This is a genomic window from Brucella pseudintermedia (assembly GCF_008932435.1).
Lineage (GTDB): Bacteria > Pseudomonadota > Alphaproteobacteria > Rhizobiales > Rhizobiaceae > Brucella > Brucella pseudintermedia.
The window spans coordinates 419,612-441,234 of sequence record NZ_WBWE01000001.1 but is presented as its reverse complement, the minus strand read 5'-3'; the positions used below and the strand labels follow the sequence as shown (position 1 = coordinate 441,234).

Sequence of the window (21,623 nt, the reverse complement as noted above, 5' to 3'; positions counted from 1 at the left end):
TTGTTCACGCGATGATGCCGAAATTGCGTTCACAAGACGGTGAGCGGATTGCCATTTCCGCTCACTGTCTTCGCAGGAATCTGGTTCTACCGATTATCCGCGATAATCATCTGCGCGGCCTTTTCGGCGATCATGAGAGTCGGTGAATTGGTGTTGCCCGACGTGATGGTCGGCATGACGGAGGCGTCGGCCACGCGCAGGCCCGCAATACCGTTGAAGCGCAGGCGCGGATCGACGATTGCTTCCGCATCCTGCCCCATGCGGCAGGTGCCGACCGGGTGGAAGATGGTCGTGCCAATATCGCCCGCGGCCTTTTCAAGCTGTTCCTGCGTTTCGTAAGCAGGCCCGGGCTTGAACTCTTCCGGATGATATTTCTGCAAGGGAGCCTGCGCAACGATATGGCGGGTGAGGCGGATTGCGTCAGCAGCGACGCGGCGGTCGCTTTCGGTCGCCAGATAATTCGGCCTGATCGCCGGTTGGGTCCGGTGATCCGGCGATTTGATATGGATCGAGCCGCGGCTGTCAGGGCGCAGATTGCACACGCTGGCCGTAAAGGCGGGGAAGGGGTGCACGGCCTCGCCGAACTTCTCAAGGCTGAGCGGCTGCACATGATATTGCAGATTGGCGGTTTCATAGGACGGGTCGGACCGGGTGAAAACGCCGAGCTGGCTTGGCGCCATCGACATGGGACCAGAACGGCGCAGCAGATATTCAAGCCCGATCATCGCCTTGCCGACGAGCTTGCTTGCCTTCTCGTTGAGCGTCGGGATGCCGTTGACCTTATAGGCGCAACGCAATTGCAGATGATCCTGCAGGTTTTCGCCAAGCTGCTTTCGCTCCAGCTTGACCGGGATGCCCGCCTGTTGCAGCACGTCGCCGCGCCCGATGCCGGACAGTTCGAGGATTTGCGGCGAACCGACCGCACCGGCGGCGAGAATCACCTCACGCCGTGCCTTCACCGTGCGGGTCGCGCCGTTCTGGTCGAAGGTGACGCCGGTGGCGCGCAAGTCCTCGATCTCGATGCGGCGGACATGCGCGCCGGTTTCGACGGTGAGGTTCTTGCGATCCAGCGCCGGGCGCAGAAAGGCCTTGGCGCTGTTCCAGCGTATGCCGCGCTTCTGGTTGACCTTGAAATAGGACACACCTTCATTGTCGCCGCGATTGAAATCGTCGGTGGCGGGAATGCCTGCCGCAACGGCCGCATCACGAAACGCATCGAGGATATCCCAATGCAGGCGGGCGCTTTCGACCCGCCATTCGCCGCCCGCGCCATGCAGGTCGCTTGCACCGGCAAAATAGTCTTCCGATTTCTTGAACAGCGGCAGCACATCGTCCCAGCCCCAGCCGTCGCAACCGGCCTGACGCCACAGGTCGTAATCGCGGGCCTGGCCGCGCATATAGATCATGCCGTTGATGGAGGAACAGCCGCCCAGCACCTTGCCGCGCGGATAGCCGAGCGAGCGGCCATTCAGTCCCGGTTCGGCCTCTGTGGTAAAACACCAGTCGGTGCGCGGGTTGCCGATGCAATAGAGATAGCCGACGGGGATATGAATCCAGGCATAATTGTCCTTGCCGCCTGCCTCCAGCAGCAGCACGGAGCGGTTGTGGTCTGCGGAAAGCCGGTTCGCAAGCGCGCAACCTGCCGTGCCCGCGCCAACCACGATGTAATCGTAGGTGTCGGTCATGATCTCATATCCAGTAAAAGACGGGAGCCACCGAATGCGCGGGTGGCTCCGCAGTGTCGGTTATCCGAAAAGCCTCTTTCCAAGGCGCGACGCATAAAACTCGCCAACGATGCCTTTTCGGAAGAGAAGGACGCAGGCCATGAAGATGACGCCGGTAACGATGGTGACGGGGAAATCGGATGTTGCAAGATAGTTCTGCAAGGCGACGACGAAGGCGGCGCCGACGATGGGGCCGATCAGCGTGCCAATGCCGCCGAGCAGCGTCATCAGGATCACTTCGCCCGACATCTGCCAGCCGACATCGGTGAGCGTCGCGAACTGGAAGACGAGCGCCTTCAGCCCGCCTGCAAGACCGGCAAGCGCTGCCGACATGACGAAGGCTGCAAGCTTGTAGCGGTTGACGGAAAGCCCAAGCGACACGGCGCGGTTTTCATTCTCGCGCACCGATTTCAGGATCATGCCGAAGGGCGAGTTGATGATGCGCCAGATGACGAACATTCCAAGCACGAACACCGCCAGCACGAAGTAATACATGGTCATCGGCTGGTTGAGGTCGATGAAGCCGAAGAGATAGCCGCGCGGCACGCCCTGCAATCCGTCCTCGCCATGGGTGAAGGAGGCTTGCAGGCAGAAGAAGAAGAACATCTGCGCCAGCGCCAGCGTGATCATCGTCGAATAGATGCCCTGACGGCGGATGGCGAGATAGCCGATGACGAGGCCAAGGGCGGCGGCGGCAAGGATGCCGAGCACGAGGCCGAGTTCCGGCGTGACGCCCCAGACCTTGACCGTGTGGGCGGTGATATAGGCCGCACCGCCGAAGAAGGCGGCATGGCCGAAGGACAGAATGCCGGTATAGCCCAGAAGAAGATTGAAGGCCGAGGCGAACAGCGCAAAGCACAGCATCTTCATCAGGAAGATCGGGTAGACCATGAATGGCGCGGCCAGCAGCCCGATCAGGGCAATGCCGAGGACGACGACCGAGAGGCTGTTGACGGCAGGCGTCTTGCTGTGGGGGGCGGCCTTGAGAGCGGTATCAGCCATGTCAGGCCTCCTTCCCGAACAATCCGGCGGGTCGCACCAGAAGGACGATTGCCATGATGACGAAGATGACGATGCTGGAGGCTTCCGGGTAGAAGACCTTGGTGAGGCCTTCCGCCAGCCCCAGCACATAGCCGGTGATGATGGCGCCGAGGATCGATCCCATGCCGCCCACCACCACCACGGCAAAGACCACGATGATGATGTTGGAACCCATCAGCGGGCTGACCTGATAGATCGGCGCGGCCATGACGCCCGCAAGACCGGCAAGGGCGGCGCCGAGCGCATAGGTGAAGGTGAGAAGCAGCGGCACATTGATGCCGAAGGCCTTCACCAGCGTCGGGTTTTCCGTCGCGGCGCGCAAGTAAGCGCCAAGCTTGGTCTTTTCGATCAAGAGCCAGGTGCCAAGGCAGACGATGAGCGAGGCGACGACCACCCAGGCGCGATAGTTGGGCAGGAACATGAAGCCGAGATTATGCCCGCCCGCAAGCGACGGCGGCACCGCATAGGGCTGACCGGCAGCGCCATAATAATAGCGGAACGTGCCTTCGATCACGAGCGCAAGGCCGAAGGTGAAGAGCAGCCCATAGAGCGGATCGAGATTATAAAGCCGCGACAGCGCCACGCGCTCGACAATGGCGCCACCCAGCCCGACGATGAGCGGGGCGAGGATCAGCGCCGGCCAGTAGCCGATGCCGAGCCAGCTCAACAGCAGATAGCCCACAAAGGCGCCGAGCATATATTGCGCGCCATGGGCGAAATTGATGATGCGCAGGAGCCCGAAGATGATGGCAAGGCCGAGGCTCAGCATCGCATAGAAAGAGCCGTTGATGAGGCCGACCAGCAACTGCCCGAGAAGGGCCTGCAAAGGTATTCCAAAAATCGTTGTCATTCAGACCCCCAGCGCATGCGTGAGTTCTGCCATGCGGGCAGGCAGTTCGGCGGTCGGGAAGTTTTCCGTCACCACGCCATGATCCATGAGGTAGAAGCGGTCGGCGACCTTGGCGGCAAAGCGGAAGTTCTGTTCGACCAGAAGCACGGTCATGCCGCGTTTCTTCAATTCCACCAGCACATCGCCGATGCGCTGCACGATGACGGGCGCAAGCCCTTCGGTCGGCTCGTCCAGCAGCAGCACCTTGACCCCGGTGCGCAGGATGCGCGCAATGGCCAGCATCTGCTGCTCGCCGCCGGAAAGCTTGGTGCCGGGGCTGTTGCGGCGCTCATGCAGGTTGGGGAAGAGTTCGTAGATCTCATCCAGAGACATAAGGCTCTGGCCGCTTTTGGCGACGACCGGCGGCAAAAGCAGGTTTTCGTGCACGCTGAGCGTGGCGAAGATGCCGCGTTCTTCCGGCACAAAGCCGAGACCGGCATGGGCAATGCGGTGCAGCGGCACCCGCATGATGTCCTTGCCGTCGAGCGTGATGGTGCCGGTGCGCTTGCGGATGATGCCCATGATGGCGCGCAGCGTCGTTGTCTTGCCGACGCCGTTGCGGCCCAGAAGCGTGATCGTTTCGCCCGGCCAGATGTCGAGGTCGACGCCGTGCAGGGCGTGGCTTTCGCCATACCAGGCATTGAGCCCGCGCACGGACAGGAGCGGTTGGCCTCTATTCATGTTCGGTTCCCATATAGGCGGTGCGCACGCGCTCGTCCTGCGAGACGGTGGCATAATTGCCGGAGGCGAGAATTTCGCCGCGCTGCAGCACCGTGACGTGGTGGGCAATGTCGGCCACCACCTTGAGATTGTGTTCGACCATCAGCACCGCGCGGTCCTTGGCCACATCGGCGATGAGGGCGGCAATGGTGTGGACGTCTTCATGGCCCATGCCGGCCATCGGCTCATCAAGCAGCAGCACCTTGGGATCGAGCGCCAGCGTGGTCGCGATCTCAAGCGCGCGCTTGCGGCCATAGGACAGATCGGCGGCCAGCGCATGGCGGGCATCGGCAAGGCCGACGCGCTCCAGAAGCGCGATCGCCTGTGCATCGAGCCGGTCGAGTGCCGATAGCGGACGCCAGAATTGCGTGGCAAGCCCGTTGGGGCGCTGCAGCGCGACCTTGACGTTTTCCAGCACGGTGAGATGCGGAAAGGTGGCCGAAATCTGGAACGAGCGCACCAGCCCCATGCGCGCCACCCTGGCCGGATCGGTCTTGGTGATGGTTTCGCCCAGAAGCGTGATCTCACCGCTCGATGGCTGCAGGAACTTGGTCAGGAGGTTGAATACGGTCGTCTTGCCCGCGCCGTTCGGCCCGATCAGCGCGTGGACGCGGGCATGTTCCACATCGAGATCGACATTCCTGACCGCGTGAAAGCCGCCAAAGGACTTGCCCAGTCCGCGCGCCGACAGAACGATCCTGCCGGGTGAGCCGCCATCGTGCGGCCCTGCTTCATGCAGGGCCGTCATATTGCCAGTTGCTGTGTTCATTCAACCAGCCTCTTACTGCGTCACAAGCGGGCAGCCGCTTTCTTCCGGCTTCATGTAGGCCTGATCGCCGGGGATGGTGGCAAGAACCTTATAGTAATCCCAAGGCGCCTTGCTTTCATCAGGCTTTTTCACTTCCATCAGATACATGTCATAGATCATGCGTCCGTTGGGGCCGACCTTGCCGTGGCGGGCGAAGACGTCTTCGACCGGCATTTCATGCAGCTTCTTGGCAACGGCTTCGGTTTCGTCGGTGCCCGCTTCCTTGATCGCCTTCAGATATTGAAGGACGGCGGAATAGGTGCCTGCCTGGATCATGTTCGGCATGCGGCCCGTGCGCTCGAAGAAACGCTTGGCGAATGCGCGGGATTCATCGTCGCGGTCCCAGTAGAAGCCTTCGGTCAGCGTCAGCCCCTGTGCTGCTTCGAGGCCGAGGCCATGCACTTCGGCAAGCGTGAAGAGCAGGGCGGCAAGGCGCTGTCCGCCGGCAACGATGCCGAATTCAGCCGCCTGCTTGATCGCATTCGATGTGTCGAGACCCGCATTGGCGAGGCCTACCACCTTCGCGCCGGAAGCTTGGGCCTGCAACAGGAAGGACGAGTAATCCGTCGTGGACAGCGGGTGGCGTACGGAGCCCAGCACCTTGCCGCCCTTGGATTCGACGAATTTCGTGGTCTGTTCTTCCAGCGAATAGCCGAAGGCATAGTCGGCGGTGAGGAAATACCACGTATCGCCGCCCTGCTGGACGAGGGAGCCGCCGGTGCCGACCGCCAGCGCATGGGTGTCATAGGCCCAGTGGAAGCCATATGGCGTGCACTGCTTGCCGGTCAGTTCGGATGTAGCGGCGCCGGTATTGATCGTGATCTTTTTCTTGTCTTTCGACAGCGCCTGCACCGCGAGGCCGACAGACGAGGTCGTCAGTTCCATGATGGAATCGACCTGCTCGGTGTCGTACCACTGGCGCGCGATGTTCGAGGCGACGTCCGGCTTGTTCTGGTGGTCGGCGGTGATGATCTCAATCGGCGCGTCGAGCACCTTGCCGCCAAAATCCTCGGCAGCCATCTTGGCGGCCTCGAACGACCACTTGCCGCCGAAGTCGGCATAGACGCCGGACTGGTCGTTCAGAATACCGATCTTGACCTTGCCGTCGGAAATTTCCGCCGCCGATGAGATGGCCGTGGCCGCAAAAAGCGCTGCCGTTGCCAGTGCGAGACATTTCATGAAGTGCTCCTCCCAATAACACCTTGAGCCATTGCGGGGAAACCGCACGGCATTCCTCCATCAAGCAGTCTTTCGAGACAGGGAAACAGCTTTCCTCTTCGCCGTTCGCCCTCTGCTTTCGCCCGATTTGTTCCTCCACCCGGGCCTTGGATTGAAACGGTAGCATTGACAAATGCGTACAAGAACAACAATTTTTGAACATTGTCTGTTCAAAAACGTACAGAAGGCGAGGCGAAGGCCAACGCAGCTGTTTGGGAGGGGAGAATGCGGCAGTTCACATGGGACGACCTGCAATATTTTCTGGCGGTTGCGCGTACCGGCCAGCTCTCCACGGCGGCGCGCCAGCTGCGCACCAGCCATGTCACGGTGCTGCGGCGGATCGATCGGCTGGAACAGGCTCTCGCCACCAAACTTTTCGAGCGCAATCCCCGCGGCTATCTGCTGACGCCCATCGGCGAGCGGCTGGTGACATCCGCCGAGGTCATGGAACGCGAGGCGGTCAAGTTTCAGACCGAAGCTACGGGCAATCTGGCGGCGCTGTCGGGCGTCGTGCGTCTTTCGACGCTGGAAGGCTTCGGCAATTTCTTTCTCGCCGACCGCCTGCCGGTGCTGGCGCAATCCTATCCGAGCCTGTTTGTGGAAGTGGTGACGATCCAGCAGATCATGTCACTGTCGCGACGCGAAGCGGAACTGTCGATCACGCTGCACATGCCGCGCACCGGCCCCTATCACAGCGAGAAGCTGACGCCCTATCGTCTCTTCATCTATGGTCATCGCGATTATCTGGAGCGGCATCCGCCAATCAGGACGCGCGAGGACATGGCCCGCCATCCGTTCATCGGCTATATCGATGACATGGTTTTTACGCCCGGCCTCGACTACATGCGCGAGATTCTGCCGGGGCAACGCTGCACCTATCAAAGCTCAAGCATCCATGCGCAGCTGATTGCCACCCAGATCGGTTATGGCCTGTGCGTGCTGCCTTATTTCATCGCAAGCCGACACCCGGAACTGGTTCCGGTTCTGCCGCGCGAGATGCATCTTGTGCGTGAATACTGGATGAGCTGTCACGTCGACGTGGTCGCCGCACCGCGAATTCGGGTGTTGAGCGATTTCATGATCCGCGCCGTGCGCGAGTCGTCAGCAATCTTCCTTGGAGAACCCCTGCTGCGGGCATGATATATGGCCGATTGCCGTTCAGATCGTGCCGCCGCCAATGGCGACAATGCAGGTGACGACGAGTGCGGTGAAACCGAACCCGATAATGAATAGGTTAAGTGTTTTCATGACCCCTCCCTTTCAACCCAGGGGCGTTATGTTCGACTTCCGGTGGAATGTCCACTGCAAATTGCAACTATCCAGACTAAAGTGGTAGAGCTGCTCTTCAGCCGTTTTCACGCTCGATATCCCGGCGAAGAACGATAGCTGTAGTGAGATCCTCTACCGTTTCATGGGTGGCCATCAGATCGCGCAGGCGATTGAGACGGTCGATGGAAGGAACTTCAACCTCAACGATCAAATCGAGCTGTCCGCTTACCGACGAAACCCGGCGCACTTCGGCGTGCCGCGCCAGTTCATCGAGCAGGCCGAGGGCCGGGGTGCGCTTCAGACTGACCAGGATCATGGCGCGGATGATGTTGCTGTCGATCTGGCCAATATCCGCGCGATAGCCGCGAATGACGCCGCTTTTCTCCAGATTGGCGACGCGCTCGCCGGTCGCGCTGCGCGAAAGCCCGATGCGGCCCGCCAGCGTCTTCAGCGGTATGCGCGCTTCCTTGGAGAGAATGGCCAGTATCTCGCGATCCTTCGCATCCAGTTCCCGCATGGTCGGTTCTTTCGTGCTGCCGTAAATGTGCCGGTCCATTCCGGCAAAGTGCCGGTCCGACCGACCACTTGTCTGATGCCTGAAATTTGTCGACGTGCCAAGCTTTCATCTTGAGACGCCCCATCTGCATTCAACCCGTGAAGCGCTTCCCATGACCGATCTTTCGCATCCCGCCCCCGATTTTTCCGCGCAAGAGGCCGAAGTGCTGGCCCAGCTTCATTTCGGGGTGACGGCCAGTGCCTCGCCGCTGGACAGCGAGCGTGACCGCAATTTCCGACTGAAGACGGGCAACGGGTCGGCGGACTGGATATTGAAGATCGTCAATGCCAGCGAGCCGCGGGTCGAAAGCGAGTTCCAGACCGCGCTGCTGCAACATCTGGCCAAGGCCGATCCGGCGCTGGCCGTGCCGCGCCTGAAATCAAGCCTGTCGGGCGAAGTGCTGGCTTCTGTCGATAAGGATGGGGGCAAGCCGCATGCGCTGCGGGTGGCAAGCTGGCTTCCCGGCACGCCGCTGGCGGAGGTAAAGCGCACCAAAACGCTTATGAGAAATCTGGGCGCTGCGCTGGGCGAGCTTGACCGTGCCCTGCAAGGCTTCATCCATCCCGGCGCGCTGCGCGATTTCGACTGGGACCTGCGTCATGCCGGTCGTGCCCGCAACCGGCTGCATTTTATCGACAAGGCGGAAGACCGCGCCGTTGTGGAGCGTTTCCTTGCCCGTTTCGAGCGCGATGTGGCGCCGAAACTGCCGCTTCTGCGCGCGCAGGTGATCCACAACGACGCCAATGACTGGAACGTGCTGGTCGACCCTCAGGATAATGAACGCATTGCCGGGCTGATCGATTTCGGCGATTCCGTCCATACGGTGCTGATTGCCGAGGTCGCGATTGCCTGTGCCTATTCCATCCTCGATATGGATGACCCGATTGGTGCCGCCGCCGCCCTTGCAGCCGGGTTCCATGCGAAATATCCGCTCCTGCCGCAGGAAATCGATCTTCTGTTCGACCTGATCGCGATGCGTCTTGTGACAAGCGTCACGCTGTCGGCTTCGCGCCGCGAAAAGACCGATGACAACCCTTATCTGGCGATCAGCGAAGCACCGGCCTGGCGGCTTCTGCACAAGCTCGACGCCATGAATCCGCGCTTTGCCACCGCGATCCTGCGCAAAGCCTGCGGTTTCGATGCAGTGGAGGGAGCCGGTGCGGTGCGCCGCTGGATCGCGGCGAACAGCAAGGCTTTCGCGCCTGTGGTGCGCCCGCATCCCGCCACGATGAACAAGGCGCTGGTGCCTTATGGCGATCCGGCTCATGTGATGACGGTCGATTCCGCCGGGCAGCGCCCGAAGGAGGCGACCGCCTGGTGGGATGATTTCTGCGCCCGCAACCGTATCGAACTGGGCATCGGACCATGGGGCGAAAGGCGTACCGTTTATACCGACGAAGCGTTCCGTTCGCGCTTTGTCGAAGGCGAGCGGCGTGTCCACCATCTGGGGCTTGATCTGTTCATGCCCGCAGGCACGCCTGTCTACACGCCGCTTGCAGCAATCGTGAAGAGCGTTGAGATCGAGACCGCGCCGCTCGGCTATGGCGGGTTGATCGCGCTGGAACACCAGCCGGAAGACTGCCCGCCCTTCATCACGCTCTGGGGCCATATGGCGCATGAGGCGATGTCGCGGCTGAAACCCGGCCAGAAGCTCGCTGCTGGCGAACTGGTTGGCTATATGGGCGACATGCACGAGAATGGCGGCTGGACGCCGCATCTCCATTTCCAGATTTCGACAGATACCGGACTGACGGCGGCGGAAATTCTGGGCGTCGGCGAAAATGCCTATCTCGATGTCTGGGCCGATATTTTCCCGGATGCGGCATCCCTTGCCGACATTCCGGCGGAAGCCTTCCACCAGAGCGGCCGCACGCGGGCGGAAATCGTCAGCGTCCGCAAGGATATATTGCTGCCGAACCTCTCCATTTCCTATTCCGAGCCGATCAAGTTTGTGCGCGGCGAGGGTGCACGGCTGATCGACAATCGGGGACGCGCCTATCTCGACTGCTTCAACAATGTCTGCCATCTCGGTCATGCGCACCCGGAAGTGGTGGAGGCAATTGCCAGACAGGCGGCGATCCTCAACACCAATACGCGCTATCTGCATGACAATATCGTTTCCTATGCCGAGCGCCTGACGGCGACCTTGCCGGAAGGCTTGACGGTGGCCTCGTTTGCCTGTTCGGGCAGCGAGGCGAACAGCCTGGCGCTGCGCATGGCGCGCGCGCATTCGGGCCAGCGCGATGCGCTGGTGCTCGACTGGGCCTATCACGGCACGACGCAGGAGCTGATCGATCTCAGCCCCTACAAGTACAAGCGCAAGGGCGGCAAGGGACGCCCGGACCATGTGTTCGAGGCGACCATCCCCGACAGCTATCGCGCGCCGGAAGACTGGCCGCTTGCAGAGCATGGCAAGCGCTTTGCCGAAAGCATTGCCGAACAGATCGAGACCATCAAAAGCCTTGGACGCGGCCCTGCCTATTTCATCGCCGAGTCGATCCCGAGCGTTGCCGGTCAGGTCTTCCTGCCGGAGGGCTATCTAAGGGAAGTCTACAGGATGGTGCGGGCGGCTGGCGGCGTTTGCATCGCGGATGAGGTGCAGGTCGGCTTTGGCCGCGTCGGAAGCCACTGGTGGGCGTTTGAAATGCAGGATGTGGTGCCGGACATCGTCACCATGGGCAAGCCCATCGGCAACGGCCATCCTATGTCGGCGGTTGTCACCACCCGCGAAGTGGCCGACAGCTTCAACAATGGAATGGAATATTTCAACACATTCGGCGGCAATCCGGTTTCCTGCGCGGCAGGTCTGGCGGTGCTGGATGTGATCGAGCGCAACGATCTGCGCCGCAACGCGCTGGAGATCGGCAATTATCTCCTCGACGGTTTCCGTTCGATGCAGAAGCGCTTCGATATTATTGGCGACGTGCGCGGGCAGGGACTGTTCCTCGGTATCGAACTCGTCACGGATCGCAAGACCAAGGAACCGGCGACGGCGCTGGCCAAGAAAATCAATGATGGCGCGCGCGAACGCGGCATCCTGATGGGGACCGAAGGTCCGTTCGACAATGTGCTGAAAATGCGCCCGCCGATGATTTTCAGCCGCGCCAATGCGGATCATCTCTTAAGCGTTCTGGAGGATAGCTTCGCGGCTGCGCTGAAGTAGTTCGTCGTCGGATAACTGAACAAACAACAAGCCCGGCGGCATGTCGCCGGGCAATGGATCGGCTTGGCCCGAAACTCTGGGAGGAGGAACAATGAAAAATATTCTTTTGGGTTCGTTGCTGGCGGCTGGCTTTGCCCTGTCCGCTCAAACCGGAGCGCAGGCGGATACGCTTTCGACCGTGAAGGAACGCGGCAAGATCAATTGCGGCGTCAGCCAGGGCGTCGCGGGCTTTTCGTCGCCGGACGATCAGGGCAAATGGACCGGCTTCGACATCGATTTCTGTCGGGCGGTTTCGGCTGCGGTCTTCGGCGATCCCGACAAGGTGAGCTTCATTCCGCTTTCGACCAAGGAGCGCTTTACCGCGCTGCAATCCGGCACGGTTGACCTGCTTTCGCGCCAGACTACCTGGACGCTTTCACGCGATGCGGGCATGGGCATTCTTTTTGTCGGCACAGCCTATTATGACGGTCAGGGTTTCATGATCCGCAAGGATCTGGGCGTCGATAGTGCACTTAAGCTCGACGGCGCGTCGGTCTGCACCGAACAGGGCACCACCACCGAACAGAACGCCGCCGATTATTTCAACGCCAACAACATCAAATATGAGCCGGTGGTGATCGATTCCGCCGATGGTATCCTGAAGGCGTTTGAAACGGGTCGCTGCGATGTTTACACGACCGACGCATCCGCGCTCTATGCGCAGCGTCTCAAACTTGCCGAGCCGGACGCCTTCACGGTTCTGCCGGAAGTGATTTCCAAGGAGCCGCTCGGACCTGCCGTCCGTCAGGGTGACGACAAATGGTTCAACATCGTCCGCTGGACCCTGTTTGCGATGCTTGAGGCAGAGGAACTGGGCGTTACGCAAGCTTCGGCTGAGGCGGACCTCACTTCCAAGAAGCCCGACGTGCGCCGTTTCCTTGGCTCGGAAGGCGATAGCGGCCAGCAGCTCGGCCTTGAGCCGAAATGGGCCTATAATGTCGTTTCCAAGATCGGCAACTACGGTGAAATGTTCGAGCGTACCGTCGGCAAGGGCAGCCTGCTCAAGATCGACCGGGGTCTCAATGCGCTTTGGAACAAGGGCGGGCTGATGTACGCGCCGCCTGTAAAGTAAAGCCAGACCAATGATGAAAGAGCCCCGGAAAACCGGGGCTCTTTTGTTTTTACTTCTGTTTGGCGAAACCCTGTTCGCGCATCTGGCTGAGGCTCATCTTCGGTGAAAGCGCCTCGGGATCGATGCGGATTTCGATGAGGCCCGGCTTGCCGGATTTTTCGCAAGCCTCGAAGGCTGGCGCGAAATCAGCGGTCTTTTCGACCACCTCGCCATGCAATCCATAGGCGCGGGCAAGTGCCGCGAAGTCAGGATTGGCAAGGCCGGTGCCCGAAACGCGGCCCGGATAGGTACGTTCCTGATGCATGCGGATCGTGCCGTACATGCCGTTGTTGACGACGATGAAAATAGCGTTGGCGCCATATTGCGCCGCCGTTGCCAGTTCCTGTCCGTTCATGAGGAAACAGCCGTCGCCCGCAAAGGCAATCACGGTGCGTTCCGGTGCGGTGAGCTTGGCCGCGACCGCCGCCGGCACGCCATAGCCCATGGAACCGTTGGTGGGCGCAAGCTGGCTGCGATAGGTGCGGTACTGGTAGAAGCGATGCGGCCAGGCGGAATAATTGCCCGCGCCATTGGTGATAATGGCGTCGGCTGGCAGATGCGCGCGCAGCCATTCCATCACTTCGCCCATCTGCACATCGCCGGGGATGACCGGCGATGTGATATTGTCGCGGTAATCGGCATTGGCGCTGTCGGTCCATGCCTTCCAGCGCGGATCGGCAACCGGCTTAAGCTTTGCCGCGGCCGCGCAGAAGGCAGGCATCGAGGCATTGACTGGAACGTCCGCATGATAGACGCGGCCAAGTTCTTCCGCACCCGGATGGATATGCACGAGCTTTTGCTGCGGCACCGGAATGGAGACGAGTTCGTAGCCCTGCGTCGTCATTTCGCCGAGGCGCGCGCCGATGACGATCAGCAGGTCGGCATCGCGCACGCGCTGTGCCAGCTTGGGGCTGATCGAGGTTCCCATTTCGCCCGCATAGAGCGGGTGGGTGTTGTCGAACATGTCCTGACAGCGGAAGGAAGCCGCGACCGGCAGATGCATGTTCTCGGCAAATTTCCGCAGATCGCTGACAGCTTGTGCATTCCAGCCGCCACCGCCGACGATGACCAGTGGGCGCTCGGCCTTTGCAAGCAGCGCCTGCATGTCCTGCAACTGGTCCGCGCCCGGATGCATCTGCACCTGCTTGTAAGCCGGTGCGTCGCTGACGGCGGCATGGGAGGTCAGCATGTCTTCCGGGAGCGCGATCACCACCGGGCCGGGACGCCCGTTGACGGCGCGATGGAAAGCCTGACTGACGAGTTCCGGTATGCGGGCGGCATCGTCGATCTGCACGACCCATTTGGCCATCTGGCCGAACATGCGGCGATAATCGATTTCCTGAAACGCCTCGCGCTCGACCTGATCGCTGGCGACCTGACCGATGAAGAGCAGCATCGGCGTTGAATCCTGAAAGGCCGTATGCACGCCAACCGAGGCATTGGTCGCGCCGGGGCCGCGTGTGACGAAGCAGATGCCGGGCTTGCCGGTCAGCTTGCCATAGGCTTCCGCCATATAGGCCGCGCCGCCCTCCTGCCGGCACACGACCAGATCGATCGCGTCGCTGGCATCATGAAAGGCGTCAAGTGCCGCGAGATAGCTCTCGCCGGGCACGCAGAAAACGCGGTCGGCCCCGTGAATGCGCAGCGCATCCACCAGAATCTGGCCTCCGGTACGGGCATTGGGTTTGCTCGTCATTCTATGCATTTCCTCAATCTCGGAGCCTGTTCCAAAAGTCGCCATACTGGCCTGTTGCCTTTTGATTCAGGCTCTCACCAAACTGGCTTGGTTAGGGCGGTTCTTTCGCCGTCCCTTTTTCCTCCCAGCCAACCGTGGCTGATATGAACATAGCCAGCGGTGCGAATACAGATTAAACATCATGACCAAACAGTATGAACTCATGATGCACCGGTATGGAGGAAAGGCGATGGCCAAGGAAAAGACGGGCAATATCCGCATCGGCATTGGCGGCTGGGCCTATGAACCGTGGGACGAGAGCTTCTACCCCGAAAAACTGCCGAAGAAGCGCCAGCTCGAATATGCGTCGAGCAAGCTCACATCGATCGAGATCAACAGCACCTATTACGGTCCGCAGAAACCTGCGACCTTCGCCAAATGGCATGACGAGACGCCGGACGGCTTTGTATTCTCGCTGAAGGCGCCCCGTTTTTCCACCAATCGCCGCGTGCTGGCTGAAGCAGGCGAGAGCATCGAGAAATTCATGACTGGCGGCATGATGGAGCTGAAGGACAAGCTCGGTGTGGTCAACTGGCAATTCATGGGGACAAAGAAGTTCGACCCGGTTGATTTCGAGGCGTTCTTGAAGCTTCTGCCCAAGCGGGTCGACGGGCGCGATGTGCGCCACGCGGTGGAAGTGCGCCACGACAGTTTCAACTCGCCGGAGTTCATCGCGCTCTTGCGCGAATATGGGGTGGCGGTGGTGATTGCGGGCGACAGCGACTTTCCGCAATTTGCCGATATGACCGCACCCTTCGCCTATTTCCGCATCATGGGGACGAAGGAAAGCGAACCGGGCGGCTACAGCAAGGACGAACTGGATCAATGGGCGGCGCGGGCCGAGGCGATTGCCGCCGGAGAGCTTGCCGAAGGTTTGAAGACCGTCACGCCGCCCGTTGCCGATTACATTGCCCGCGATGTCTATCTCTATGTCATCAGCGGCTATAAGGCGCATAATCCGCACGCGGCGATGGCCTTGATCGAACGGACAAAATGATGCCTCGTGGCGGCTCCTGATTTTATTTGAGTCGCCTGAGCATCATGCAAAAATTCGATCTTCCCGCACTTGAGGCCTTCGTTCGCACCGTTCCGCAGCATTATAAGGGACCGGGCGGTGCGGTTGCCGTGGTGAAGGATGGCAAGGTGGTGCTGCGCCACGCTTGGGGCTTTGCCGATCTTGCCGCGCGCAAGGCGATGACGCCGCAAACGCGCATGCCGATCTGCTCGGTCAGCAAGCAGTTCACCTGCGCCGTGCTTCTCGACAGCGTTGGCGAGCCGGAAGTTCTCGACGATGCGCTTGCCGCCTATCTTGACAGGTTTGCGGAAAAGCGGCCAGGCGTGCGTGACCTGTGCAACAACCAGTCGGGCCTGCGCGATTATTGGGCGCTCACGGTACTGTGCGGGGCCGATCCGGAAGGCGTCTTTCTGCCTGAACAGGCGCAAAGCCTGCTGCGCCGCCTGAAGACCACGCATTTCGCGCCAGGCACGCATTATTCCTATTGCAACGGCAATTTCCGCATTCTGGCTGATCTTATCGAACAGCATACAGGCCGAACGCTGATCGAGCTGCTGTCGGAGCGTATTTTCAAGCCTGCGGGCATGAAGACTGCAGAACTCATCCCCGATACGGCGCTGTTTGACGAATGCACCGGCTATGAGGGCGACACGGTGCGCGGCTTCCTGCCTGCCGTCAATCGCATCCACTGGATGGGCGATGCGGGTATTTGCGCATCTCTCGACGATATGATCGCGTGGGAGCAGTTCATCGACGCGACCCGGGATGACGAAAACGGAATCTATCGCCGCCTCAGCGGTCCGCAGACTTTCAGCGACGGCAACGCGGCTCCCTACGGTCTCGGCCTCAAGTTCGAGGAAGCGGGCGGCAGGCGGCTCACCGGCCATGGCGGTGCGCTGCGCGGCTGGCGCTGCCAGCGCTGGCATAGCGTCGACGAACGCCTTTCGACCATCGCCATGTTCAATTTTGAGGGCGGCGCATCGGATGTTGCCTTCAAGCTGATGAATATCGCGCTTGGCGTTTCAACGACCGAACCGGCTCGGGTTGAAGCCGATGCCGCATGGTTCGGTTCGTGGCTGGACCATGAAACCGGCCTCGTGCTGAGCCTCGAAGATGCCGGGCGCGGGCGCATGAAGGCGCGGTTCGGCACCGGGCCGGAATTGATGGATGTGGTGAGCGAACGTGAAGCGCGTTCCTCGATGACCACGATCCGCCGCGACGGCGATACCATCAAGCTTATGCGTGAGTATGAAAATCTGAGCCTGACGATGCAGCGCCTGAAAGGTGCAGCGAAGCAGGATATTGCAGGGCGCTATCGCAGCGACGAACTGGAGGCCGATCTTCTGATCGTTGATCAGGGCGGCGCGTTCTACGGGGCTTTCGAGGGTTTTCTCGGCAAGAGCGATATGTATCCGCTCTATGAAGCAGGGCCGGATGTTTGGCTTTTGCCGGTGCAGCGCTCGATGGATGCGCCGTCACCCGGCGAATGGAAACTTGTCTTCCAGCGCGACGCAAAAGGCGGGATAACAGGCATGACCGTCGGCTGCTGGCTGGCGCGGCATGTGGACTACAGGAGAATTCAGGAATGAGCGAACTGAAAGTCAGAACCCGCGAGACGGGTGCCGTCGCCGAAATGCCGCATGGAAAGCTCCCGGTCGTCACCACGCCGACCGGCGGTGTGGTCGAGATCGTCACCAGCGTTAGCCAGGCGGGGTTCAATCCGCTCGATCTCATCTATTCGTCGGTCGCTGCCTGCATGTCATTGAGCGCGCGCATTGCCGCCGGCAAGCTCGATCTGAAGGAAAAGCTGACGGATGTTCGAGTGGAGGTGAAGGGCGACAAGGCGCATGAAGGACCGTCGCGTATCGAGCGGTTCAACATCACCTTTCATTTCGATGGCGATCTGACCGATGAAGAAAAGCATCGTCTCGCCGAAATGGCCGAGGAAATCTGCACCGTCAGCAACACGCTGCGCGGCGATCCTCAGTTCGCGCTGACCGTCTCGTAACGGTCATATCACGTCGCGGATACGCTCGACGCCAAGCTGGATGACACTTTCCATGGCCAGCCGCGCTTTCTGCGGATCGCGCGATGCAATGGCGTGCGCGATGCGCAGGTGATTGGCCGCACATTCGGCAATGCCTTCCCGCGATGCCGCAGGCGATGAAAGCTGGAACGAGATTGCCAGCGCCGCCTCGATCAGGCCGCTGACCGAGCGCATGAACGGGTTGCCGGACATGCGGGCAATGGCAAGATGAAATTCCAGATCGACCTTGGCGATGGATTCCGGCGTGTGGTCCGGATTGTCGAATTTGGCGGCGAGCGCATAAAGCTCGACGATCTCGTCGCTGGAGGCACGTTCCGCGGCGGCAGCCGCTGCCGCCGGTTCCAGCGCCATGCGCATTTCCGCCAGATGATCGACGAAGACTTCATCGAAGCCCGCTTCGAAGCGCCAGGTCAGCACATCGGGGTCGAAGAAATTCCAGCTGGCATGGCCCAGAACCCGCGTGCCGACTTTGGCCTTGGGTTCGATGAGGCGCTTGGCGGCAAGCGTCTTCATCGCCTCGCGCAGAACGGTGCGGGATACGCCGAAGCGCAGCGACAGTTCATGGTCGCCCGGAAGGATCGAGCCTTCAGGGATGTTTCCCGCGACGATCCCGCGGCCCAGTTCCCCCACCACCACCGCGTGGCTGTTGTGGCGCTTGCGTCCGGTTATGGCCGTTTCCAGCAATCCCAATTCAGGCCTCCTTCATGCGTTGCCGCGCGTTTTTTATATCGGAAAACCACACAAGTCCTCGTTGCAGAGCAATGAAGAGGAACAGCAATATACCGATTGCAATTTTCGTCCACCATGAAGACAGCGTTCCGTCGAAAACAATGTAGGTCTGGATCAGGCCCTGTATGAGAATGCCGACGAACGTGCCTGCCACAAGGCCCGCGCCACCCGTCAAAAGCGTTCCGCCGATCACCACCGAGGCGATGGCGTCCAGCTCCACCCCAACCGTTGCCAGTGAATAGCCCGATGAGGTGTAAAGCGTATAGACGATCCCGGCGAGGCCGGAAAGGATGCCCGACATCGTATAGATGCCGATTGTGGTGCGGGCAATCGGAACACCCATCAGTTCCGCCGACTGCTGGTTGCCGCCAAGCGCATAGATGTTGGCGCCGAACCGCGTGCGATGGGCGATGATGCCGCCGATGATGAAGACCGCGAGCATGAGCATGGCGATGAATGTCAGCCTGCCGCCGCCCGGAAGCCGGAGATAAAGCCCCTGCAACGTATCGAGAAACGGATGCGCTATGGGTACGGATTGCGTCGAAATGAGGAAGGCCGCGCCGCGTGCCAGAAACATGCCCGCAAGCGTGGCCACGAAGGGCGGAATGCCAAGGAAATGGATCATCATGCCCATCCACGCCCCGAACAGTGCGGCGATCACCAGAATGAGGGCGAAAGCCATGAGCGGATGCACGCCGAGCTGCCCCACCAGAACGGCGACAAAGATGCTGGTGAAGGCGATGACCGAGCCGACCGACAGGTCGATTCCGCCCGAAAGGATCACGAATGTCATGCCGACGGCGGCGATGCCCAGAAAGGCATTGTCGGTCAGAAGGTTGCCGATCACCCGCGTGGACAGCATGTTCGGAAACTGGATAATGCAGACGGCATAGGCAAGCAGGAAGATCGCCACAGTTGTCAGGAAAGGCAGATTGCGAAGCGCTCTCATTGTTGTGCCTCCTGCTGGCTTTGGCGAACCGGCTTGGCTCGGTTGCCCTTGCGTTCGGAGCGCAGGAAGGCAATCAGCTGGACAATGGCCGGCGACTGGAAGGTGAGTACGATCACGATGATGATCGCCTTGATGATGAGGTTGAATTCCGGGGGGAAGCCCGCCATCAGGATACCGGTATTGATCGCCTGGATGATGAGCGCGCCGAGCAGCGAGGCCATGATCGAGAACCGGCCGCCATTGAGCGAGGTGCCGCCGATGACGACCGCCAGAATGGCATCGAGTTCGAGCCATAGCCCGGCATTGTTGGCATCCGCGCCGCGAATATCCGCCGCCGCGATCAGCCCGGCAAGGGCAGCACCCACGCCGGAAACAGCATAGACGCTGAACAGGAGAAAGCGGGCCTTGACCCCTGCCAGCATCGCCGCGCGCCGGTTGATGCCGGTTGCCTCAATCAGGAAACCGAGCGCGCTTGTGCGCACTGCAAGGCCCACCGCGAGACCGGCCAGAATCCATATCAGTACCGGAACGGGTACGCCAAGGAAGGAGCCGGAGCCAAGGGCTGCAAAGGAATCGCTGTTGAAGGTTAGGATTGCGCCTTCGGTGACAAGCTGGGCGATGCCGCGCCCTGCCACCATGAGGATCAGCGTTGCAATGATCGGCTGGAGATCGAAGACGGCAACCAGAAAGCCGTTCCACAGGCCGCATAGCAGCCCGACGCCGAGCGCTGCCGGAATGACGATTGCAAGCGGATAGCCCGCCACGATGAGCGAGGCGGCAAAAGCGCCGCTGATCGCCATGACCGCGCCGACCGACAGATCAATGCCGCGCGTTGCGATCACCAGCGTCATGCCGACCGACAGGATGGCAACCGGAGCGGCGCGCACCAGAATATCGATGAGGCTGCCATAGAGGCGTCCGTTCTGGAAGGAAATGTCGAGAAATCCGGGCGCGATGATGGTGTTCGCCGCCAGAATGAGCACAAGGGCAGCGAGCTGGGGGGCAAGTCTTTTCAGTTTTCTGGTCATGCGGGCAATCATGCGGCCGCTTCCTTTTCGCTTCCGGTCTCTGCGATTGCGCGCACGATATTGTCGGCGGTGATTTCCTCGCCTTTCAGTTCCGCGACATGGCGACGATCCGAGAGGACGACGACACGGTTGGCGACGGCGGCAAGCTCCTCGAGTTCGGACGAGATGATGACAAGCGACATGCCTTCCGCGCAAAGCTCGCCGATGAGCTTGAGGATTTCGGCATGGGCGCCGATATCGATGCCGCGCGTCGGCTCATCGAGGATCAGGAGGCGCGGATCGGTGGCGAGCCAGCGGGACAGAATGGCTTTCTGCTGGTTGCCGCCGGACAGGAACTTGATCGGCTTGTCGGGATCGGGCGGTCGGATATCAAGCGCCTTGATATAGCGCTGGGCAAGCGCGGTCCTCTCGCGTGAAGAGATCGGTCTCGACCAGCCGCGCTTGGCCTGAACGGCAAGCGCGATGTTTTCGGCCACCGAAAAATCGCCGATGATGCCATCGGTCTTGCGCTCTTCCGGGCAGAAGGCGAAGCGCTCGGCAATCGCCGCAACCGGCGAGGGCAGCCGGATTTCCTTTCCGTCAACGGCAAGGGTTCCGCTGTCGGCCTGATCGACGCCGAACATCAGGAGCGCGGTTTCCGTGCGGCCCGAACCGAGAAGACCCGCAATGCCGACGGCTTCTCCGGGCTTGATCGAGAGGTCGAAGGGCGCAACGCTGCCCTTCTTGCCGAAGCCCGAAAAACGGATCGGCGCAACCGTCTCGTCGCTGACTTCTTCAGTCAACTGGCGGCGTACGGTTTCCTGCAACTGATGGCCAAGCATCATGGAAATCAGGTCGGTTCGCGGCAACTCGGAAAGGTTGCGGCTGCCGACCAGCCGTCCGTTGCGCAGCACGGTGGCGCAATCAGCAATGGCATAGACCTGATCGAGAAAATGGGTGATGACGACAATGCCAAGGCCGTCAGCCTTCAGTTGCCGCAGCACGCCGAACAGCATGTCGACTTCACGCGCGTCGAGACTGGCGGTGGGCTCATCAAGCACCAGCACTTTGCCGGAAAGATCGACGGCTCGGGCAATCGCGATGATCTGACGGATGGCCACCGAATAGGCGGACAGGGGCGCACCAACATCAATAGCGAGGCTGTAGCGCGAAAGGAGTTTCGCCGCGTCCTTTTCCATCCGCCCGCGATCGACCAGCCCGAAGCGCTTGGGCTGGCGGCCCAAAAACAGGTTTTCGGCAACTGTCAGGTTTTCGAGGAGATTAACCTCCTGATAGACCGTGCCGATGCCGAGCGTCTGCGCTTCCGCGACGGATGCGGGCGCAATCGGCTGTCCCTCAAGCAGGATCGAACCGTCGAAGCCGTGATAGGCGCCGGTCAATATCTTGATGAGCGTGGATTTGCCCGCGCCGTTTTCGCCGAGCAATGCATGGATTTCACCGCGGTTGAGCATGAAATCGACATGGTCGAGCGCGGTTACGCCGAGAAAGGATTTGGTGATCGAACGGGCTTCAAGAAGCGGTGTTCCCGCCGCCGATGCAGCGTCTTTTGCAGCCATGGCATTCTTCCGTTTGCGCTTCGCAA

Annotated in this window: 18 protein-coding genes; 6 read left to right on the top strand and 12 right to left on the bottom strand. The window is 60.7% G+C overall.

All coding sequences use genetic code 11. The features are described 5' to 3' along the window. Positions 1–86: 86 nt before the first annotated feature. Genes F9K78_RS02050 through F9K78_RS02025 form a run of 6 tightly spaced genes read right to left on the bottom strand, consistent with a single transcriptional unit; the run spans position 87 to position 6,361 of the window. Positions 87–1,685, bottom strand: a complete 1,599-nt coding sequence (locus F9K78_RS02050; protein WP_121985873.1) for a GMC family oxidoreductase — start codon at positions 1,683–1,685, stop codon at positions 87–89. A gap of 60 nt (positions 1,686–1,745) precedes the next feature. Further along, a complete protein-coding gene (locus F9K78_RS02045) occupies positions 1,746–2,726 on the bottom strand; it encodes a branched-chain amino acid ABC transporter permease (protein WP_121985874.1) in 981 nt (326 codons plus the stop codon). Between the two features lies 1 nt (position 2,727). Continuing rightward, positions 2,728–3,615 carry a branched-chain amino acid ABC transporter permease gene (locus F9K78_RS02040; RefSeq protein WP_121985875.1) on the bottom strand — a complete coding sequence of 296 codons (888 nt, stop codon included), beginning with the start codon at positions 3,613–3,615 and terminating at the stop codon, positions 2,728–2,730. After that, complete coding sequence (locus F9K78_RS02035) at positions 3,616–4,335, bottom strand: ABC transporter ATP-binding protein (RefSeq protein WP_121985876.1); 720 nt, start codon at positions 4,333–4,335, stop codon at positions 3,616–3,618. It lies immediately after the preceding gene. Then, entirely contained in the window at positions 4,328–5,143 is an 816-nt protein-coding gene (locus F9K78_RS02030; RefSeq protein WP_121981738.1) for an ABC transporter ATP-binding protein, read from the bottom strand. The genes F9K78_RS02035 and F9K78_RS02030 overlap by 8 nt, the downstream gene beginning before the upstream one ends. A 12-nt stretch (positions 5,144–5,155) precedes the next feature. Continuing rightward, positions 5,156–6,361, bottom strand: a complete 1,206-nt coding sequence (locus tag F9K78_RS02025; RefSeq protein WP_121981739.1) for an ABC transporter substrate-binding protein — start codon at positions 6,359–6,361, stop codon at positions 5,156–5,158. 264 nt (positions 6,362–6,625) lie between these two features. Between F9K78_RS02025 and F9K78_RS02020 the strand changes: the two genes are divergently transcribed. Next, complete coding sequence (locus F9K78_RS02020) at positions 6,626–7,540, top strand: LysR family transcriptional regulator (RefSeq protein ID WP_121981740.1); 915 nt, start codon at positions 6,626–6,628, stop codon at positions 7,538–7,540. 205 nt (positions 7,541–7,745) lie between these two features. On the opposite strand, the gene F9K78_RS02015 is transcribed toward F9K78_RS02020, so the two are convergent. Next, entirely contained in the window at positions 7,746–8,186 is a 441-nt protein-coding gene (locus F9K78_RS02015; RefSeq protein ID WP_121981789.1) for an Lrp/AsnC family transcriptional regulator, read from the bottom strand. A 151-nt stretch (positions 8,187–8,337) separates the two neighbouring features. Between F9K78_RS02015 and F9K78_RS02010 the strand changes: the two genes are divergently transcribed. Both F9K78_RS02010 and F9K78_RS02005 read left to right on the top strand, forming a co-directional pair. Next, entirely contained in the window at positions 8,338–11,388 is a 3,051-nt protein-coding gene (locus F9K78_RS02010) for an aminotransferase class III-fold pyridoxal phosphate-dependent enzyme (RefSeq protein WP_121986031.1), read from the top strand. 91 nt (positions 11,389–11,479) lie between these two features. Then, the gene (locus tag F9K78_RS02005) at positions 11,480–12,499 is read left to right on the top strand and encodes an amino acid ABC transporter substrate-binding protein (RefSeq protein WP_121985877.1); all 1,020 of its coding nucleotides are present in this window, start codon (positions 11,480–11,482) and stop codon (positions 12,497–12,499) included. 49 nt (positions 12,500–12,548) lie between these two features. Here the strand turns inward: F9K78_RS02005 and F9K78_RS02000 are convergent, their stop codons facing one another. Next, the gene (locus F9K78_RS02000) at positions 12,549–14,234 is read right to left on the bottom strand and encodes a thiamine pyrophosphate-binding protein (protein WP_122066396.1); all 1,686 of its coding nucleotides are present in this window, start codon (positions 14,232–14,234) and stop codon (positions 12,549–12,551) included. 229 nt (positions 14,235–14,463) lie between these two features. Between F9K78_RS02000 and F9K78_RS01995 the strand changes: the two genes are divergently transcribed. The 3 genes from F9K78_RS01995 to F9K78_RS01985 are packed head-to-tail and all read left to right on the top strand — an operon-like array spanning position 14,464 to position 17,296. Then, entirely contained in the window at positions 14,464–15,270 is an 807-nt protein-coding gene (locus F9K78_RS01995; protein ID WP_121985879.1) for a DUF72 domain-containing protein, read from the top strand. A gap of 44 nt (positions 15,271–15,314) precedes the next feature. Continuing rightward, positions 15,315–16,877, top strand: coding sequence for a D-aminopeptidase (locus F9K78_RS01990; RefSeq protein WP_121985880.1), 1,563 nt, complete (start codon positions 15,315–15,317; stop codon positions 16,875–16,877). Then, positions 16,874–17,296, top strand: coding sequence for an OsmC family protein (locus F9K78_RS01985; RefSeq protein WP_121985881.1), 423 nt, complete (start codon positions 16,874–16,876; stop codon positions 17,294–17,296). Before F9K78_RS01990 ends, F9K78_RS01985 begins: the two co-directional genes overlap by 4 nt. A gap of 3 nt (positions 17,297–17,299) precedes the next feature. Here F9K78_RS01985 and F9K78_RS01980 read toward each other — a convergent pair whose 3' ends face one another. The 4 genes from F9K78_RS01980 to F9K78_RS01965 are packed head-to-tail and all read right to left on the bottom strand — an operon-like array spanning position 17,300 to position 21,597. After that, the gene (locus tag F9K78_RS01980; protein WP_121981746.1) at positions 17,300–18,025 is read right to left on the bottom strand and encodes a FadR/GntR family transcriptional regulator; all 726 of its coding nucleotides are present in this window, start codon (positions 18,023–18,025) and stop codon (positions 17,300–17,302) included. Between the two features lies 1 nt (position 18,026). After that, complete coding sequence (gene yjfF / locus F9K78_RS01975) at positions 18,027–19,013, bottom strand: galactofuranose ABC transporter, permease protein YjfF (RefSeq protein WP_121985882.1); 987 nt, start codon at positions 19,011–19,013, stop codon at positions 18,027–18,029. After that, the gene (locus tag F9K78_RS01970; RefSeq protein WP_121985883.1) at positions 19,010–20,053 is read right to left on the bottom strand and encodes an ABC transporter permease; all 1,044 of its coding nucleotides are present in this window, start codon (positions 20,051–20,053) and stop codon (positions 19,010–19,012) included. Before F9K78_RS01970 ends, yjfF begins: the two co-directional genes overlap by 4 nt. Beyond that, entirely contained in the window at positions 20,050–21,597 is a 1,548-nt protein-coding gene (locus tag F9K78_RS01965; RefSeq protein ID WP_121985884.1) for a sugar ABC transporter ATP-binding protein, read from the bottom strand. Before F9K78_RS01965 ends, F9K78_RS01970 begins: the two co-directional genes overlap by 4 nt. Between the last annotated feature and the right edge of the window lie 26 nt (positions 21,598–21,623).

Excerpts from the sequence above, each read along its gene's own strand:
- F9K78_RS02050 (WP_121985873.1), bottom strand. The coding sequence starts at position 1,685 with ATGACCGACACCTACGATTACATCGTGGTTGGCGCGGGCACGGCAGGT.
- F9K78_RS02045 (WP_121985874.1), bottom strand. The coding sequence starts at position 2,726 with ATGGCTGATACCGCTCTCAAGGCCGCCCCCCACAGCAAGACGCCTGCC.
- F9K78_RS02040 (WP_121985875.1), bottom strand. The coding sequence starts at position 3,615 with ATGACAACGATTTTTGGAATACCTTTGCAGGCCCTTCTCGGGCAGTTG.
- F9K78_RS02035 (WP_121985876.1), bottom strand. The coding sequence starts at position 4,335 with ATGAATAGAGGCCAACCGCTCCTGTCCGTGCGCGGGCTCAATGCCTGG.
- F9K78_RS02030 (WP_121981738.1), bottom strand. The coding sequence starts at position 5,143 with ATGAACACAGCAACTGGCAATATGACGGCCCTGCATGAAGCAGGGCCG.
- F9K78_RS02025 (WP_121981739.1), bottom strand. The coding sequence starts at position 6,361 with ATGAAATGTCTCGCACTGGCAACGGCAGCGCTTTTTGCGGCCACGGCC.
- F9K78_RS02020 (WP_121981740.1), top strand. The coding sequence starts at position 6,626 with ATGCGGCAGTTCACATGGGACGACCTGCAATATTTTCTGGCGGTTGCG.
- F9K78_RS02015 (WP_121981789.1), bottom strand. The coding sequence starts at position 8,186 with ATGCGGGAACTGGATGCGAAGGATCGCGAGATACTGGCCATTCTCTCC.
- F9K78_RS02010 (WP_121986031.1), top strand. The coding sequence starts at position 8,338 with ATGACCGATCTTTCGCATCCCGCCCCCGATTTTTCCGCGCAAGAGGCC.
- F9K78_RS02005 (WP_121985877.1), top strand. The coding sequence starts at position 11,480 with ATGAAAAATATTCTTTTGGGTTCGTTGCTGGCGGCTGGCTTTGCCCTG.
- F9K78_RS02000 (WP_122066396.1), bottom strand. The coding sequence starts at position 14,234 with ATGACGAGCAAACCCAATGCCCGTACCGGAGGCCAGATTCTGGTGGAT.
- F9K78_RS01995 (WP_121985879.1), top strand. The coding sequence starts at position 14,464 with ATGGCCAAGGAAAAGACGGGCAATATCCGCATCGGCATTGGCGGCTGG.
- F9K78_RS01990 (WP_121985880.1), top strand. The coding sequence starts at position 15,315 with ATGCAAAAATTCGATCTTCCCGCACTTGAGGCCTTCGTTCGCACCGTT.
- F9K78_RS01985 (WP_121985881.1), top strand. The coding sequence starts at position 16,874 with ATGAGCGAACTGAAAGTCAGAACCCGCGAGACGGGTGCCGTCGCCGAA.
- yjfF (WP_121985882.1), bottom strand. The coding sequence starts at position 19,013 with ATGAGAGCGCTTCGCAATCTGCCTTTCCTGACAACTGTGGCGATCTTC.
- F9K78_RS01970 (WP_121985883.1), bottom strand. The coding sequence starts at position 20,053 with ATGATTGCCCGCATGACCAGAAAACTGAAAAGACTTGCCCCCCAGCTC.
- F9K78_RS01965 (WP_121985884.1), bottom strand. The coding sequence starts at position 21,597 with ATGGCTGCAAAAGACGCTGCATCGGCGGCGGGAACACCGCTTCTTGAA.